The sequence below is a fragment of the Spirosoma luteum DSM 19990 genome (assembly GCF_000374065.1).
Taxonomy (GTDB): domain Bacteria; phylum Bacteroidota; class Bacteroidia; order Cytophagales; family Spirosomataceae; genus Spirosoma; species Spirosoma luteum.
Map to the genome: position 1 here is coordinate 151,278 of NZ_KB893247.1, position 17,726 is coordinate 169,003.

The window sequence follows — 17,726 nt, forward strand, 5'->3', positions numbered from 1 at the left end:
GCGTTACTGCCAGTCGGCCTCTATGTCGTTCCTATCTTTTTTTAGTTTAGTTAATTCGTCGATATCCAGTAGGTCTTTCGGCCGTCCGGTGGCCTGTTTTTCAATCAGCAAGTCATTCAGATGAATTACTTTGAAGGGTATTCCGTCAAACGAAGCATCGGGCGCGCGGTTGTAGCAGTCATCGAAATCGGCGAAGGCTTTTAATGCGTGTCCCATAGCCTGGGTAAACCTGTACTAATCCAGCGTTAGTTCTTCCGGTTCGGCGGCTTTAATGCGGGCGTTCTCTTCTTCTACCATTCGATTGAGGTCATTCATGACTTCAAAGAAGACGGCCAGCTTGTTCAGGGGAATCCGCTCCCGAACCATGTTGTTGAACTGAATAACGCCGTCGCGGGCCATCTCGCGTTTGGCTTTTCCTGCCTCGGTCAGGTAAATACGGACGAACCGTTTATCGTTACCATCCACGACGCGCCGAATCAGTCCACGCTCTTCCAGGCTTTTCAGCATCCTGACCAGTGAGCGGGGTTCCATGCCCAGCAACGGGCCAATTTTGGTAGCTGGAGTCCCCTCAACCAGGTCGATATTCAGCAGTACGTAGCCGATAGCCATCGTAATGTCGAAGCGGGCAGCATACGCGTTGTACATGCGTGAAATAGCGTGCCAGCCCCATTTTATGTGAAAATCAACGGTCTTTTCCTTTTTCATAGCAGGTGTTGCTCTGTGAGTATGCAACGTAAATTTACTGCTTTTTTTGAAACTGGTATGCATGCATACTATCTAAGCCAGGATTTTTATGGTTATACTGACCGACCTTGATTGTACCTTCATCATTGAATTCAATTCGTAAAATCAGTAAAATCAGCTGAATTAATTTAATCACATAAATCCTGGTTCAGCCAGCAGTTTATCCACCAATCGGTTAAATTCTTCCACATATTGGTCATAGTACTTACCCGTACCGGGGCCGGAGAACCCCGTATGGATGTGCCGTACCTTCCCCTTTTTGTCAATAAAAATGGTCGTTGGAAACGCTACAACGGCGTTCAACTCGGGCAGCGCTTTAGATGCTTCCGCTTTATCATTCGAGCCAGCCAGCACAATGGGGTAATCAATCTGAAACCGCTCTTTCATACGCTCAATCTTTGGACCCGATACTGCCATTTCCGTAGACCGTTCAAACGCCAGCCCGAGTACTTCAACCCCACGCTGTTTATTTTTCTGGTACCACGGAATCAGAAACCTGGTTTCGTCCATGCAGTTGGGGCACCAGGAGCCGAGTATCTGCACGATTGTTACCTTACCGGTGAAACGTGGGTCTGCCAGCGAAACGATATTGCCATTAGGTTCGGGGAAGGAAACGTTGAGGGTTTTGGCCCCCGGTTTCAGGTACGTCAGCGTGGCCGGGTCGGGGAGTTCAGCCTTAGGGTCGAAGCGGGCTACCCAGGATTCATAGCCCGAAATGCCCGACCAGAAGCCACCCGTCATTGTTTTTGTAGCTGCATCGTGCCTGGCTTTAAACAGAAACAGGTGCGACCCATCGAAGCAGGACAGAAAAAGGCTGTCGCCCACCACATTCCCATCTAGGTAGCGGTAATCGCCGGTAGGCGTCAGGAAAGTGCCGGTTACGCGATTGCCAGTCTGCTCAAATACACCGACTGCATTCACCGAATCGACCTTACCCGTTTTACTTTCGAACTGCGTGGCCCATTTTCCGCTTACATTCGTAGTGGTTGACTCATTCTTCGTGAATCGGTAGGCAACGCCCTGTTCTGCCTCGAAAGGAAGCGTTTGTATGCCCAGCCCCACCCTATTTCGGCGATATACGCCCCGGAGCGTAGCCACGTTGGACGTATTACCGTCTATCTTTGCAACCAGTTCTGATTCAAACAGCCCCATCGGTATGTGCAATGAGTCGCCCTGAACGGTAGCAGTATCCATAGGCAACCGCTCGCTGCCGTTAATGGCAAAAACGGTATAGGTTTTCTCGGTATCGGATACGGGCTGAATATCAAGTCCGAAGGGCAGTTCTCCGCCGGGGGTTAGCAGTACGGCGCGGTACTGACCCGTTGTCAGCGTTGACGATTTGTCGGTACAGGCGGTGAGCGAGCATACGATGGCAATGGCTGCGACAGGCAGAAGGTGTTTCATATTTTTTTAAGGGTTGTATTCCTGTTTTGTTCGAATGACAACCCCAACAACGACCACAAAAGAAGGTTAGTTTCTGAATGAGCGATTACCACGAACCCGTTTTACTGCAGGCCTGCATCGATGGCCTGAATCTGCAACCCGGCGGCACCTACGTCGACATCACGTTTGGTGGCGGGGGGCACAGCCGGGAAATTCTGCGTCAACTGGGACCAGATTCGGCGGGCCGGTTGTTTGGCTTCGATCAGGATGCCGATGCCCGCGTTAATGCTCAGGCCATCGGCGATTCGCGCCTGACGTTTGTAGCCTCCAACTTCCGTAATATCAAACGGTACCTGCGGCTCTACAAAGCAGAACAGGTTGATGGTATTCTGGCTGATCTGGGTATATCATCGCACCAGATAGACACGCCCGAACGGGGCTTCTCGACCCGTTTTGATGCCGACCTCGATATGCGCATGAACCAGCAGGCCGACCGCACTGCCCGGCAGGTGGTCAACTCATACCCCGAACCGGAACTGCACCGGATTCTGGGTATGTACGGCGAAGTTACCAATGCCCGCACAGTGGCCGCTGCGCTGGTGTCGGCCCGCTCCAACCGGTCTATCGATACGGTCAATGACCTCAAAAATGCGTTGCAGCGATACGCGCCACGGGGTAAGGAAAATAAGTTTTTTGCGCAGGTTTTTCAGGCATTGCGGATTGAAGTAAACGAAGAATTAGTCGCGCTGGAAGAATTTCTGGAACAGGTGCCGGAGATACTGAAACCGGGTGGGCGCCTGGTAGTGATGTCATACCACTCACTCGAAGACCGGCTAGTGAAAAACTTCATCAACAAGGGCAAGTTTCAGGGGGAGGTTGAGAAGGACTTATACGGTAATGATATCAAGCCGCTACAATCGATAACGCGCAAACCCATTGAAGCCACGCCCGACGAGATTGCCCGCAATCCTCGCGCCCGGAGCGCAAAACTGAGGATTGCCGAGAAGATTTGAGTTGCCTTTTTTATTGCCCTGCTATATCGTAGTTTTGAAACCCATCACCCGCAATTGTTTACTTAAGTACCCATTATGTTAGCTAAAACCTTCGGTGGAGCCGTGTATGGCGTAAACGCCAGTTTGATAACCATTGAAGTCGTTGTGGCGCAGGGGCTGCATTTTCACATGGTGGGCCTGCCCGATAGTGCTGTCAAGGAAAGTGAACAGCGGGTAGAAGCATCACTCAAGTTTTTTGGCTACCGGATGCCCCGTCAGAAAGTGGTGGTCAACCTCGCCCCGGCCGATATCCGCAAGGAAGGCTCGGCCTACGATTTGCCCATTGCCCTCTGCGTACTGGAAGCTTCCGAACAGATTACGACAACCCGTAACCTATCCGATTACGTGATTATGGGTGAACTGGCCCTCGATGGTACGTTGCGGCCCATAAAAGGGGTATTGCCCATTGCCATTGAAGCCCGGAAACAGGGGTACAAAGGCTTTATTCTGCCGACCGAGAACGCGCAGGAAGCCGCTATCGTCAACCAACTGGATGTGATTGGGGTAAAGACCATGCAGGAAGCGGTTGAGTATTTTGAAGGGAAGAAAGAAATTGAACCCCTCTCCAGCGATACCCGTGACCTGTTTATGACCCAGATAAATGCCTACGAAGCCGATTTCTCGCACGTGCAGGGGCAGGAAAACATCAAGCGGGCACTGGAAATAGCCGCTGCCGGTGGGCATAACGTGATTATGATTGGCCCGCCGGGAGCGGGTAAAACCATGCTGGCCAAACGACTGCCCAGTATCCTGCCGCCACTGACGTTGCAGGAAGCCTTGGAAACCACTAAAATACACTCCGTAGCGGGCAAGCTCGGCACCCGCGCCAACCTGATTGCTACGCGGCCCTACCGGTCACCCCACCATACTATTTCCGACGCGGCCCTGGTGGGTGGCGGCAGTTTTCCGCAGCCGGGCGAGATTTCACTCGCGCACAACGGTGTGTTATTTTTAGATGAACTGCCGGAGTTCAAACGGTCGGCGCTGGAGGTGATGCGGCAGCCGCTCGAAGACCGCAAGGTGAGTATTTCGCGGGCCAAATGGGCGGTGGAGTTTCCGGCCAGTTTTATGCTGATCGCCAGTATGAACCCCTGTCCCTGTGGGTACTATAATCACCCCGAAAAAGAGTGCGTTTGCGGGGCGGGTGTGGTACAGAAATACCTCGCTAAAATAAGTGGCCCACTCCTCGACCGAATTGATTTACACGTAGAAGTAACGCCCGTTTCCTTCGACCAGATGACCGGCAACCGGCCTTCTGAACCTAGTGATGTAATTCGGGAACGGGTCATCAAAGCCCGTGACATTCAGACGGCCCGCTTTGCCGACCAGCCCGGCGTGTATTCCAACGCCATGATGCCCTCGCAGATGGTGAAGGAAATCTGCGCCATCAGTGATGCCGGCCGGGCGTTGCTCAAAACGGCGATGGAACGACTGGGCTTATCAGCCCGCGCCTACGACCGTATTCTGAAAGTGTCCCGCACCATTGCCGACCTGGCTGCCAGCGAAGAAATTAAAATCGAGCACCTTGCCGAAGCCATTCAGTATCGTAGCCTGGACCGGGAGAACTGGGCGGGGTAAGCCCAAAGTGTCAGCTTCATCTCGCATCACGGGTGATGCTGTTCACGACCGCTAGGCCTATAGTCTCCTCAGGTCAGTTCGAGACATAATCACTTACAACCAATCGAAAAAAAGTACATAGATTAAAGGCGGAGGTGAGGGTTTGTACTTATTATTTTTCGTATCGAGCATCCCGTTCTCAGAACGTTGATTCAGGCAGTATTTATCAAATCTGCCTAAAAGGCTCCTTCAGTTAAATAGAGCAAGTCCGCTGATTTGCTGAGTCAATTTCCGGGACTTTATTGGCCGGGTTTTAGGTAATGCACCGTGCTGGTGGTGCCGTGGGTAGTCAGGTTAATTTCGCGGATGCCAATTTGGTAGTGGTCGATGGCAAACTCCGGAGAATTATGCTGCATCTGGTAGAACGTTGACGGGGAGAGCAAAGCCAGCAGGTTGCCGCGCTGCACGACCTTGTCGACGTGATAATGACCGCATACAACCGTAACATGACATGGTAACTCGCGCATGATGTCCAGAAACGCATCGCTTTGCCCGAATGGGTATTTACGGTCCATAAACACCACATCGGCGGGTAGGGGAGGGTGGTGCATCAGAATCAGTATGTTATTGTCGCGCAGCGCCTTCAGATACTCCCGCAGCCAGGTCCACTGCTCAGGGGACAATTCTCCTTTCGATGAATCCAGGAACAAAACCGGGCGACCGTCCAGCGGTAGCGCGTAGTACAATTCGCTCCCGTGCAAATGGTGCGTGTTCCGAAATGCCTCCGCCAGCATCGTGGGGTCGTCATGGTTTCCGGATAGGACGTAGCAGGGTATAGGGAGCTGGTCTACCTGCTTTTTCACCCACTCGTAAATAGCCCGGTCGCCCGTGTCGTTACAAATGTCTCCTCCCAGTACCAGCCCATTTGGCTTCATGTCGGCCACGAAATCCAGTGCTTTCAGAAAATTTTGCCGCACATCGACCCCCTGCGGGTTTTCCCCTTCCGTGCCCAGGTGCATGTCGGTGATGAATGCTAGTTTCATATCGTTTTTGCTTCGTTCCAGTACACATCCATTTCGGCCAGCGTCATATCGTTCAAGGCTTTTCCGTTGGCCCGCGCCTGTTCTTCCAGGTACTGAAAGCGTTTGATAAACTTTTTGTTCGTGCGTTCGAGGGCTGTTTCGGGATTGATGTCGATAAACCGGGCGTAGTTGACGAGCGAGAAGAGCAAATCGCCAAACTCCCCTTCGGCGCGTTCAGGGTCAACTCCTTCCGGACTGTCGAATTCGGCTTTGAACTCCTGCATTTCTTCCTCTACTTTTTCCCAGACCTGTTCTTTCTCGTCCCAATCGAAACCCGCACCCCGCGCTTTTTCCTGAATCCGCATTGCCTTTACCAGCGCGGGCAATGAGCCGGGCACGCCACCCAGTACTGATTTGTTGCCTTCTTTGAGCTTAAGCTGTTCCCAGTTCGCTTTTACCTGCTCTTCCGTGTCTGCCACTACCCGTTGCCCGCTGGCATCACCATATATGTGCGGATGGCGGCTAATCAGTTTGTCGCAAACGCCATTCAATACATCAGCCATGTCGAAGCGATCCGTCGCACCGCGCTCATTCGCTGGCCCGGATTCCGATGCGATTTTGGCGTAAAAAATCAGGTGTAATTGAATGTCGCCCAGTTCCTTTCTGATTTCGGGAAGGTCTTTTTCCAGGATAGCATCGGAGAGTTCGTAGGTTTCTTCGATGGTGAGATGGCGCAGGCTCTCCATTGTTTGTTTACGGTCCCAGGGGCACTGCGCGCGCAGTTCGTCCATGATGGTGAGCAGCCGGTTAAAAGCGGTCAGCTGTTCCTGACGGCGGGGCATTAATTGGTCAAAATTCATTCGGGAAGCGAAAAAAACGAGTATAAACGGTTGAGTAAAGCTACTGAAAAGAACACAGGAATGCACTCGCTAGGCATGAAGCACGAAGAGGGCCGTTGTCCACGAAAGTTCTTTGCCGGAGACCCGTTCCTTTTCATAATAGTCGACCAGTCGCATGTTGTGCGAGCGCATCAACTGCAGGATCTCCAGCGGGTCGGACTGCCCTTCGTAGAGCGGGGCAAAATTCAGTTCCAGCAGCACGGCCCCCACTTTTCCCTGACCAAGCAGGCTGGCTCCACCCCGCAATACGGGTAGTTCAAACCCCTGCGTATCAATTTTAAGCAGATCGATGTGGTCAATGTGGTGCGTAGTACAGAAGTTGTCCAGCGTTTCTACCCGCACGGACTCTATCGAAACCACCGCTTCTTCCGCGAAGATGTTCTCGGCTTTGTTGCGGTTCAGGGGCAGAAATGAACTGAGTTCCGACTGTTGACAATTCCGGAACTCAGTCACGCCGATTTGTTCGCCGAAGGCAAGTTGATGCAGGTACACACCGGCATCGGGTGCCCGGCTACTTAAGGCGGTGAAGGTTGCCGATGCGGGTTCGAAGGCGTGGATAACCGGCTGTTTAAACGTGCTTTGTAACAGCTCGATAGTTTGGCCTTTATTGGCACCAATATCGAAGCAAAGGGGCGTGTTGCCGGGGACGATGGCCGATAAGTCATCGGTTAGCCGGTAGCCATTTACACGGTTTGGATACTGCCGGGCGGCAAACAACCCCAGCGATGACAAACCCGCTTTTGCCAGATCAACGAATCGTTTTTTCATCTGATTACCCAGTGCCAGGTCGTTTTAACCAACTCGTATCAGGAAGGGAAAAATTAACTTACCAGCCCACATAGGCGGGGGGCTTCACGCCGTTCATCCGCAGATAAACAATGAGTTGTCCCCGATGGTGTGATTGGTGGTCGTTGAGTAGATTCATAATCTGCCGTTTGCTCAGCGGACCCGCAAAAAAGGGAACCTTCTCCTCCAGCCCGGCGGCATCGAAGGCACGAACCGATTCAATCGCATAATCAAATGCCTGGGCAATGAGCTGCTCAATGGCCGCTTTTGATTGTCCCGTATCTTTCAGGCTACTGTCCGAAAAGGGGCTTGCCTGCGTGGTGAGGTGGGTAGACGTAAGCCAGCTTACATTCTGGCTAATATGCAGCAACTGCGCCCGAAAGCTCATCTCATCGGTGGCTGGTTTATAGCCATACTGGTTCTCAGGCATGGCCTGAGCCATCTGTAGGGTAGACTTCTTTGAGTTTTCCAGCCGTGCGGTCACCTCCTGCAAGTAGGAGCCTGACTGGGCCTGAGTAACCAATGAGCCTGCCAGCAGCAACGAGAGGAATACTATAGATTTCATAAGGTGAGTGCCGGCAGATGGATGCGCTTTAGCGTTTGAACGGAGGCTTTTGGGGCAAATATAAGTCGGAACAGCCTATGGCTCGATACGCCCCGTCAACGGACTGTTAGTAATTGTAGTGGCTACAACGGAAATCCCCATAACCATGTCGTTCATGACCTGATTACGGGGATGGATTGTAAACCTATAAGGGTTCGAGACCTTATTGGCTTTTTCTACAGTATCAGTACCGAACCACCTTTAGGCGTGAGATGCCCCCATCGAACCGGATGGTCATTTTCTTTTTGGCAGCTTCGTAGCCGGGGCTCAAAAATTCGCCCCCGCCTACATCAGTGAAATCGTCCAGTTGCTCCAGGTTCAGCGCACCATCTTTTTTGACCCGGCACCCTACTTCTTTGGGCACATGAACCGTTACAGAGGCCGCACCTACATCCATTTTTACGTCTGCCTGGTCGGCTTTAGCACCGAGTTTCAAGTCGATTTCAGCGGCACCAGCGGCTATCTTCAGGCTTTTTACGGCGTAGGTACTCAAATCCAGGTCGCCCTGACCCGCGCCCAGGGCTACGTCCATCGTCCAGACGGGAGTATTGTTGAGGTGAACGGTCACCCGGTTTTCGTAGTTGCCGTCTTTCAGGTTGAAACGCTGGTTTTCTTCCGTCGGCTTAAGTTCGATAGTGGGTATATGCGTTGTCTCGTTCCGGTCTACCGACATGGAATAGGTGCCAATGCTCAGTTTGGTATCGGCCTTAATAAGTTCGGTGGTTGGGTCACTGATGATAAACCGACCAGCACCACCGGCCAGTTTGAATATCGCTTCGCGGGTAGCGGGTGCCATCGACTCCACAAATGAACTGGTTTTTACAGTACCATCGACGGTGTTACGCTGCTCGCGTTCCGACCGGTACGCATCTTCATTATTCTGGTCATCGTTGTTATTGTCTTCATCATCCTGGTCGTCATTAGTATTGTCTCCATCATCCTGGTCATTATCCGAACCGTTATCTGATTCGTCATCACCTTCATCATCGTCCTGCCAGTTCATCGAAAAGCCATCCTGGTCCCTATCGTGCGACAGGAAGCCAAACAGGGTAGTGGGTACGGCTACCGCCAGCATGACGGTAGTGATAAAAGCGGCTGAATTACCGCGCCGTTCCAGAATCAGATTGACGCCGGCCAGAATGAGCAGTAATGGCCACAAATCCACCAGCGAATGCCAGTTTACATCGAGCCAGCCCGCCCGGCGCGCCAGGAACAACACGCCGAGCGTAAGCAGCGCGATTCCCCAGAATAGTCCATTTCTACGTTGCATGGTTACAGCGGGTTAGTAGGATTGTAGGGCGTAGTTGGGTCGTTTGGCGTGCCCGGATTGTATGGAACACTCGGTCCGACTGGATTCCCTGAATTGTAGGGAGCATTCGGCCCGCCAGGGTTCCCTGAATTATAAGGCCCATTTGGGTCGGTTGGTGTGTCCGGAGTATTGATCGTCGAATCGTACGTGGGTTTGATGCGGTCCTTGAAAATGAGCCACAGTCCCAGCGCAATCAGCATGAACGGCCATAAATCCCGGAAGTGAATGTGGAAGAAGCGTTCAATCAGAAACAGGATGCCCAGAACAATCAGAATGGCACCACCCACAACACTACGGTCGGGTTTGTTAGGGTTATACGGGTTCATAGCGAAATAAGGATTAGAAAATGCACTGACTTGAGCGACCGAACTATCAAAACGACGTTCGGGTAATGCAATCCACAAGATAATGTAAATGATAACAGCCGGAAAGTGCGGTAAGAAAATTCCGATCACAAAAAGTACGCGAACCAGGGCACGGTCAATGCCAAAATAATCGGCCAAACCAGCGCATACACCCCCAATCTGGGCCTGGTTGGCAATACGTTCCAAGCGTTTGTTCATGGCTTATAGTGTTTAAAACCGAGATAAAGCTACAAACTGCCCGATGGGAGCAAAAGAGGATATGGACGGATGGACGCGGCTATTGATAGATGTGTGTTTTCAATGATAGTAGGTAATGCATAGTAGCGGGTAAGTTATTCAGTTGATTGGTTAAATCGTTAATTGGTTTAGGTGACAGATATCACTTAACCACTTACCCAAATCACTCCTCTTCAATCGCTTCCAGAATATCCATCAATTCGCCAAACTCTTTGTTGCCGGGTTTTTCTTCGTGGCCTCCGCTCAGGGCAATACCCCGAACGGGCAGGTCGGCCAGTAACGTGTGAACATTGGCTACGGATATACCCATACCCAATAGTACGGGATACCGGGCAGACAGCCGCTGGAGCGTTGCTTTTAATTCCTCGTCGAGGTGGAGCGGGCTTTGGCTTTCGAGCAGTACATAATCGGCCCCGGTTATCCCCGTCTGAAATAACGCATCGAGCTGGTCGAGGGTTAGCCGTTCTATAGCTACACGCAGAATAAGCTGAAGTTCGGCACCGGGCCGGGAAAAGGTGGCGAGGTACGGCAGCAGGGCGGCTTCATCAACTTGTAGGACGTCGGGTTGGTAGGTGTCCAGCAACTGTTCAATAATGTCGGGGTCCGTAGCGGTCGTTTCGCCCACAATCTGCACCCCGGCTATCCAGCCCCGGATGTCGCCAAACCTGGTCGGTTCCACGTACTCCGGCGAGTCGGCATCCATCGAAAAGCCCAGCATATCAACGCCCATCCCGGCGCAATAGCGGGCATCACTTAAATTCGTAACATTAGAGATTTTGACGATTGTTTGCAGCGACATAATAGAGGTTTGTGCCGGGCGGGCGTTCCCGTTTTCTGTTTGTGGTTTCTGTTGGACTGCTAAGGTAAGAATAGCCGCTTTACTGACTGTTTTTTTCGTCCAAATTGTTCGGCTTCGGACATAAACTGTACGATATCGGACAATGCCCTTGTAGGAAAACCTGCTTTACTGGACTACAAGGGCTATTTTTTAAACTGGCAAAGCATTTGTTCTACAAACATTAATCTTATGGGTTTGACGTATGAAACGAACGTATTTGGGTGAGTTTGAAGAAATCGTTTTGCTAACGGTGGCCGTGCTCAATGAGGGTGCCTACGGCGTGGCCATTACGGATGAACTGGAACGGCAAACGGGCCGCTCGGTAAGCATTAGTGCGGTTCATGCCGCGCTGCACCGGTTAGCAGAGAAAGGCATGCTCAGCTCACAGATGGGGGAGGCCACCGCCGAGCGTGGGGGTCGGCGGAAACGGCTTTTTACCGTTACGGCCCTTGGCAGCCGCGCTCTGCACGACATTCGGGCGGTGCGTAATCAGCTATGGGAATCTATATCTCCGCAGGCTTTGCCCGCCATCAGTCTATGAATATTCACTCTACACCACCCCGCTGGGCCGACCGTTTGCTGGAATGGGTCGTGGCTCCCCACCTGCTGGAAGAGGTGCAGGGGGATTTGCACGAGCGATTTTACCAACGTGTACGAACGGTTGGCCCCGATGAAGCACGACGGCGATTCATTTGGGAAGCGCTGGGATTCCTGCGTCCTTTTGCGGTAAAACATAAACTCGATCACACGCCTACATCACCTGCCTTTATGCTGCGGAACCACCTAATTATCTCCCTCCGAAACCTGTGGCGTAACCGTCAGGTCAATGCCATCAATGGTGTTGGCCTTGCTGTCGGACTCGCCTGTGGCATTGTTATTTTTCTGCTGGTCAGCTACCTGTTTAGTTTTGATCGTTACCACGCCAAAGCTGACCAGACGTACTGGATTGTAACGGACATCCGGCATGATAACGTTATCCCGACGGATGCCACTCCCCGGCCGCTGGGCGACGTACTTCGCCGGGATTATCCATTCGTAGAAAATGCGGTGCGGCTCGAAAATAGCTTCGAGCGTATTGTCAGCGTACCGAATGGCAAGGGAAGTTTCGCGAAGAAGTTTGAGGAGTCGCGTAATATCTGTTTCACTGAGCCACAGTTCTTTCAGATTTTCGACGTAAAATGGCTCAGGGGCAATCCCAGGACGGCTTTGTCATCGCCCAACACGGTTGTACTGTCGGAGCGGTACGCGCGTAAATACTTCGATACCGATGAGGCAATTGGTCGCGTGTTACGACTTGACAATCAGACGGACCTGACCGTAACAGGTATCATCAAAAACCCGCCCTCCAATACAAAGCTCCGCTACGATGTACTAATCGCTTACAGTACGGTTCCGGCTTTGATAGGGGCTGGTGGTAAACAGGCAATGCAAAATTGGGAGGCCGTCACAACCATGTGTTTTGTTACCCTGCGGGAAGGCGTGGCCCCCCAGCGTTTGACCGATGCACTGATTGCTACTGGTAAGAAACACCTGACGACCCAGGATGCCAAACGGCTGGATTTTCATGCATTGCCCCTGGCTGACCTGAATCATAATCCGCAGTATGGCGGAACGGCGCCCCGTCCTATCCTGTACGCGCTCATCATAGTGGGTTTATTTCTGGTCATAGCCGCCTGCATTAATTTCATCAATGTTACTACGGCTTACGCGCTCAAACGGTCGAAAGAAGTGGGTGTGCGCAAGGCAATGGGTAGTACACGGATGCAGTTGATTGGCCAGTTTTTGACCGAAACAACGCTTATTATAGTGGCCGCTGTGTGTATGGGTCTCGTTTTTGCCCATTTCTGCTTACCTATACTGAACACAGCGCTGGCGGTTCTCGGCGCCGATATAGCCATCACTGACCTGGCCAATGCCCGTTCCCTAACCTGGTTTGCGGGTCTTACCGTGGGGGTAATTCTGCTTGCGGGTTTTTATCCGTCCCTCGTCCTGTCCCGCTTTAACCCGATAACTGCCCTGCGTGGACAACTAACAACGAAAGAGCTAGGCAGTATATCGGTTCGGCGGGGGCTGGTTGTTGTCCAGTTCTTCATCACGCAGTTATTTATCATCGGTCTCATCGTGATGATGTCGCAGGTACAGTATATGCACCAGAAGGACCTAGGGTTCTACAAAGGAGCTGTCTTAATGGTTCCGGTACCCACTAATGATCCCCTCCGCCAGCAAACCCTGCGCAATCAGTTGCAGGCCCTGCCGGGTATAGACCAGGTTGCTTTAGGCGCTGAGGCCCCGGCATCGCGCCAGAGAGACCCGGTCCCTTTTACGTTTGATACCCACGCCGAACCCGAAAATTTTCCAACCCGTGTCAAAATCGGTGACATGAACTACGTGCCGCTTTTTGGTCTGAAGCTACTGGCGGGTCATAACTTCCGAAGCAACGATACGACTAGTAATGAGGCACTTGTCAACGAAAAGATGGTAAAGCAACTGGGGTTTCGATCACCCGATGCCATACTGGGTAAACAGCTTACCATTTGGGGACAACGTAAAGTCATCGTTGGGGTACTCAAGGATTTTCATACCGACGAGCTGTATTCCGCCATTTCGCCAACAACCTTCATTAATTACCATTCGGAGAATAATATAGCGGCCATAAAACTAAATCCGGCCGATTTGCCGGCTACGACAAAGGCCGTAGAAACCCTTTGGAATACGTTGTTTCCTGAATATGTATATAAAGCCTACTTTCTGGATGAAATGCTGGATCAGTTTTACCTGAAAGAGCATATTCTGCTGGGTTTGATACAGGTTTTTTCTCTGATCGCGATACTAATCGGATGCCTGGGATTATACGGATTAGTGTCGTTCATTGCTGAGTCGAAAACGAAAGAAATAGGCATTCGGAAAGTGATGGGCGCCACCCAAAACCAGGTGCTGTGGCTATTTGGGCGCGAGTTTGTCCGGCTGTTGCTACTCGGGTTTGTTCTGGCTGCGCCTATTGGCTGGTTACTGATGCGTGGCTGGCTGAACGGGTTTGCGTACCATGTTTCGTTTGGCTGGTGGATTTTTGCCGTGGCGTTGGGAGCGACCGTGCTCATAACCATCCTCACGGTATCCTATCAGTCGATGAAGGCGGCTTTAATGAACCCGGCCACCTCGTTGCGGTCTGAGTGAATGGCCCGAAGTGAGTTAATGACCGGTCTCATTCCTGATGAATCACGATGAAAAGCCCCCAAAACGTTTCTCCACCCCGCCGGGCCGACCGGCTGCTGGAATGGGTAGTAGCCCCGCATTTGCTGGAAGAAGTGCAGGGCGATCTGCACGAACGCTACGGGCGGGATGTGAAGCAACTAGGCTCTCCTGCTGCCAACAGCCGGTACTGGCTCAACGTGTTCCGATTTGTGCGCCCGTTTGCGCTGAAACGACAGAAAAGCGATCATTCATCAAGCTATTTATTCCGCTCTATTATGCTTAGCAACTACGTTAAAATCGCCTTTCGGAATCTGGTCCGCAATAAATCTTATTCCACCATTAACATCGTTGGATTGAGCATTGGCCTGGCCGCTGCCATGCTGATTCTGCTATATACTAAAGATGAGGTCAGCTACGACCGTTTCCATGCCAATAATCCAGTTATCTACCGGATTACCAGCAGGCAAACAACACCGGCCGGGGCCGTAGAATACCGCCAGCCGTACACAGGCTTTTTACCGGGTCCGAAATTTAAGGCGGGGGTTCCGGAAATAAAGGCGTTTGTTCGGTATCGGGGAGACCAGAAAGATATGAAGCGGGGGACGGAGGTGAAAAGCCAGGAGGTTTTTATGGCCGATTCCAGTTTCTTTTCGGTCTTCACATTTCCGCTGCTGGAGGGTAATCCTAAAACGGCCCTGCAAAATCCCCGGTCAGTTGTGATTTCGGGGGAGATGGCCGAAAAAAGCTTCGGTACAACCCACGCGCTGGGTAAGACCCTGTTCTTCAGAGATGATCAGACATTTGAGCCGTACACCGTAACGGGCGTAGCCGAAAAATGCCCGCAGAACTCGTCCATCAAGTTTGAGGTGCTCATGCCACTTATCGTGAAGGCGGAAGAGATGGCCAATAATGAGAACTGGTTCAGTGTTTTTATGAACACGTTTGTTGTGTTGACTCCCAATGCCAGAATCGGAGTAGTAGAAGGGAAAATGAACCGGGTGTACGTGGCCGATGCTCAGGAAAGTATTAAGTTAATGGCTAAGAAGTTTGGCATTACGGGCAAGACGGATTACGCGTTACAGCCAATAACTGATATGCACCTGAGCAAAGAATTGCCAGCCAGCAACGGACTGGTTGACGAAAGCAACCCTACTTTTTCGTACATCCTGTCGGGCATAGCGTTGTTTATCCTGTTGATTGCCTGTATCAATTTTGTTAATCTGACCGTGGCCCGTTCCCTGAAACGGGCTAAAGAGATTGGGGTCAGAAAAGTGGTAGGCGGGGCAAGAACGCAACTCATTATTCAGTTTCTGGGGGAGTCATTCATTCTATGTTTTGCGGCCTTCATGTTTGCCTTCGTCCTGCTCGAACTGGCACTGCCAATGTTCAATCAACTGGCCAACAAGGCGTTGGCGCTGTCTTATCTGTTCGATACCCGGTTGATAGTTGGCTACTTCACTCTTTTCGTCGTTACGAGTCTACTGGCCGGTTTCTATCCTGCCCTCGTCTTATCGGGTTACAGTCCGGTGCAGACATTATACAGTCGCTTCAATCTTACGGGTAAAAACTACCTGCAAAAGTCACTGGTTGTGATGCAGTTTTCGCTGGCATCTTTCCTGATTATTGCGTCGTTAACGATCTATGCTCAATTCGACTACCTGACCAGTACGGATTTAGGATACGATGATAAAAACATTGTCATCGTCAATAAGTCATCGCTAAAACGCAGCGAAGTAAAGGTGCTGAAAGAAGAACTAATGAAGAACCCGGCTATTGTTGAGGTAGCGCCGAAAAATGGCGGAGGATGGGGAACGATGGCAAAAGTTAATGGCGATACTCAATTGAATTTTGCCTATGAAACCATCGATGAAACCTACCTGCCAACGTTTAACATACCCCTTCTGAAAGGCCGGAACTTCTCGGCTGCTTTTCCGTCGGATTCCTCCCAGTCGGTGCTGGTCAATGAGTCATTTGCCAAAAAAGCGGGCTGGAAAAACCCGGTTGGGCAGGTCGTCAATTTCTGGTTCGACAACGACAGGAAGTACACGGTAATCGGCCTTGTTAAAGATTATCATTTTGAGTCGTTAAACCAGGAAATAAAGCCGCAACTGTTTACTATGAAGGACGCCAATCAGTATGGGAAAGCGTTCATCAAAATCAGACCCACTACCGAAACGGCCAGTCTCCGGCACATTGAGAAAACATTCAGAAAACTGTTCCCAATCAGTCCGTATACCTACCAATTCCTGGACAAGGAAAACCTGAAACGGTATGAGTCGGAGGAAAAATGGAAACAGATGATGCTCTTCGGCGCTATCCTGACCATTTTTATCTCCTGCATTGGCCTCTTTGGTCTGGCGACCCTCTCCGCCGAACGGCGAACCAAAGAAATCGGTATTCGAAAAGTATTGGGAGCCTCAGTGAGGGGCATTGTCCAGTTGCTTTCTACCGACTTCCTGAAGCTGGTTTCCCTGTCGTTCATCGTTGCGTTTCCTGCCGCCTGGTACGCCATGAGCGAGTGGCTCAAAAACTACCCCTACCGTATCGGTATCAGCGCCTGGATGTTTCTGGCGACGGCCTTTATTGCCCTGTCAATCGCGTTTCTGACAGTTAGCTGGCAGTCGTTACGAGCTGCCATGATTAACCCGGTAAAGAGTTTGAAAACTGAGTAAACCGGCTGGTATAAATTGGCATACTGGATAGCGAATAAGCTACCTTATTTCAGTAGTGTCGCCCATGGCTACGGGTTGCGTGAAGGCGTGTTTTATGGAGGGGAAGGACTTCATGATGGCCGCATGAATCCGCACAATGGCTTTGTTGATATCATCCGTTGTCAGGTCGTTTTGAAAGACAACGTCCTGCGCGAGGGTAATTTCTTCGGGACCCAAATAGATAGTGGCAATGCGAAGTGCTTTCTGGACGGATGCATCCGCTTCGGTAAGGGCTTTTAGTTGCTGGGCGGTTTCGGCGTCTACACCCTCGCCCAGCAGCAGGCTTTTGCTTTCGCGGGCCAGCACCCCGGCCACGCCCACCAGCAGGATGCCAATCAGAATCGATGCTGAACCATCGAACAGGGGGTTATCGAAAACCTGCCCCAGAAATACACCCAGAAACGCGATAATCAGGCCCAGCACATCGGAGGCATCTTCGAACAACACCGTAAACGTAGCGGCATCTTTACTGTTTCTTATGGCCGACCACAACGACTGACTCCCCCGTTTGGCGTTAAAAGCTTTCCATGCCGTAATCAGTGAATACCCATCCAGCACAAACGCGATGCCCAGCACGATGTAGTTCCAAAACGGGTCCTCTACCGGTTCCGGGTGCTGGATGTGCGTAATCCCCTCGTATAGCGAAATGCCACCCCCCACGGCAAAAATCAGCAACGCCACCACGTACGACCAGAAATACTGCTCCCGACCGTAGCCGAAAGGCCGCTTCTGGTCGGGCGGTCGTTTGCTCCGGTTCAGGCCCAGCAATAACAGCAGTTCATTCAGGGTATCCACCAGCGAGTGAATACCCTCCGAAAGCATAGCAGAACTGCCTGTTATGCTGGCCGCTATAAATTTGGTGGCTGCAATGCCTACGTTAGCCGCCAGTGCGGTGTAGAGGGCTGTTTTGGATGATGCCATAGGAAAAGAACCGTTACGGGTGGCAGAAGTTCAACCAGTATACTAAAATGGGTCATCCATGTTATGCAATGCCATACGGAGTAAAAATTGCGGTATTCGGAGTGTG

15 protein-coding genes and 1 pseudogene are annotated in these 17,726 nt (G+C 51.5%); 5 read left to right on the plus strand and 11 right to left on the minus strand.

Features of this window, described 5'->3' with window-relative positions:
- Positions 1–3: 3 nt before the first annotated feature.
- From B156_RS0107390 to B156_RS0107405, 3 genes are all read right to left on the minus strand, one after another.
- Positions 4–216 (minus strand): hypothetical protein, encoded by a 213-nt coding sequence (locus B156_RS0107390; RefSeq protein WP_018619029.1) that lies wholly within the window; start codon positions 214–216, stop codon positions 4–6.
- Between the two features lie 18 nt (positions 217–234).
- Positions 235–705, minus strand: coding sequence for a MarR family winged helix-turn-helix transcriptional regulator (locus B156_RS0107395; RefSeq protein ID WP_018619030.1), 471 nt, complete (start codon positions 703–705; stop codon positions 235–237).
- Positions 706–876: 171 nt separating this feature from the next.
- On the minus strand, positions 877–2,148 hold the full coding sequence (locus B156_RS0107405) for a peroxiredoxin family protein (RefSeq protein ID WP_018619032.1): 1,272 nt from the start codon (positions 2,146–2,148) through the stop codon (positions 877–879).
- Positions 2,149–2,225: 77 nt separating this feature from the next.
- On the opposite strand from B156_RS0107405, the gene rsmH reads away from it, so the two are divergent.
- Both rsmH and B156_RS0107415 read left to right on the plus strand, forming a co-directional pair.
- Positions 2,226–3,140: a 16S rRNA (cytosine(1402)-N(4))-methyltransferase RsmH gene (gene rsmH / locus B156_RS0107410; RefSeq protein ID WP_018619033.1), complete on the plus strand. Its 915-nt coding sequence runs from the start codon at positions 2,226–2,228 to the stop codon at positions 3,138–3,140.
- A gap of 75 nt (positions 3,141–3,215) precedes the next feature.
- Positions 3,216–4,757 (plus strand): YifB family Mg chelatase-like AAA ATPase, encoded by a 1,542-nt coding sequence (locus B156_RS0107415; RefSeq protein ID WP_018619034.1) that lies wholly within the window; start codon positions 3,216–3,218, stop codon positions 4,755–4,757.
- Positions 4,758–5,035: 278 nt separating this feature from the next.
- Here the strand turns inward: B156_RS0107415 and B156_RS0107420 are convergent, their stop codons facing one another.
- The 7 genes and pseudogenes from B156_RS0107420 to B156_RS0107450 all read right to left on the minus strand — a co-directional run bounded on the left by B156_RS0107420 (position 5,036) and on the right by B156_RS0107450 (position 10,757).
- Positions 5,036–5,779, minus strand: coding sequence for a metallophosphoesterase family protein (locus tag B156_RS0107420; RefSeq protein WP_018619035.1), 744 nt, complete (start codon positions 5,777–5,779; stop codon positions 5,036–5,038).
- On the minus strand, positions 5,776–6,618 hold the full coding sequence (gene mazG, locus B156_RS0107425) for a nucleoside triphosphate pyrophosphohydrolase (protein ID WP_018619036.1): 843 nt from the start codon (positions 6,616–6,618) through the stop codon (positions 5,776–5,778). Before mazG ends, B156_RS0107420 begins: the two co-directional genes overlap by 4 nt.
- A 69-nt stretch (positions 6,619–6,687) precedes the next feature.
- Positions 6,688–7,425 (minus strand): FkbM family methyltransferase, encoded by a 738-nt coding sequence (locus B156_RS0107430; RefSeq protein ID WP_018619037.1) that lies wholly within the window; start codon positions 7,423–7,425, stop codon positions 6,688–6,690.
- Positions 7,426–7,483: 58 nt separating this feature from the next.
- On the minus strand, positions 7,484–8,008 hold the full coding sequence (locus tag B156_RS0107435; RefSeq protein ID WP_018619038.1) for a DinB family protein: 525 nt from the start codon (positions 8,006–8,008) through the stop codon (positions 7,484–7,486).
- A gap of 1,114 nt (positions 8,009–9,122) precedes the next feature.
- Positions 9,123–9,317, minus strand: a pseudogene (locus tag B156_RS32555) (LiaI-LiaF-like domain-containing protein); the annotation flags it as partial.
- A gap of 2 nt (positions 9,318–9,319) precedes the next feature.
- A complete protein-coding gene (locus B156_RS0107445; RefSeq protein WP_018619040.1) occupies positions 9,320–9,919 on the minus strand; it encodes a PspC domain-containing protein in 600 nt (199 codons plus the stop codon).
- Positions 9,920–10,121: 202 nt separating this feature from the next.
- Positions 10,122–10,757 (minus strand): N-(5'-phosphoribosyl)anthranilate isomerase, encoded by a 636-nt coding sequence (locus B156_RS0107450; protein WP_018619041.1) that lies wholly within the window; start codon positions 10,755–10,757, stop codon positions 10,122–10,124.
- 241 nt (positions 10,758–10,998) lie between these two features.
- Between B156_RS0107450 and B156_RS0107455 the strand changes: the two genes are divergently transcribed.
- Genes B156_RS0107455 through B156_RS0107465 form a run of 3 tightly spaced genes read left to right on the plus strand, consistent with a single transcriptional unit; the run spans position 10,999 to position 16,660 of the window.
- Positions 10,999–11,337, plus strand: coding sequence for a PadR family transcriptional regulator (locus B156_RS0107455; RefSeq protein ID WP_018619042.1), 339 nt, complete (start codon positions 10,999–11,001; stop codon positions 11,335–11,337).
- A complete protein-coding gene (locus B156_RS0107460; protein WP_018619043.1) occupies positions 11,334–13,970 on the plus strand; it encodes an ABC transporter permease in 2,637 nt (878 codons plus the stop codon). Before B156_RS0107455 ends, B156_RS0107460 begins: the two co-directional genes overlap by 4 nt.
- 47 nt (positions 13,971–14,017) lie before the next feature.
- Positions 14,018–16,660, plus strand: a complete 2,643-nt coding sequence (locus B156_RS0107465; RefSeq protein ID WP_018619044.1) for an ABC transporter permease — start codon at positions 14,018–14,020, stop codon at positions 16,658–16,660.
- 39 nt (positions 16,661–16,699) lie between these two features.
- Here B156_RS0107465 and B156_RS0107470 read toward each other — a convergent pair whose 3' ends face one another.
- Positions 16,700–17,620, minus strand: coding sequence for a cation diffusion facilitator family transporter (locus tag B156_RS0107470; RefSeq protein WP_018619045.1), 921 nt, complete (start codon positions 17,618–17,620; stop codon positions 16,700–16,702).
- Positions 17,621–17,726: the final 106 nt, after the last annotated feature.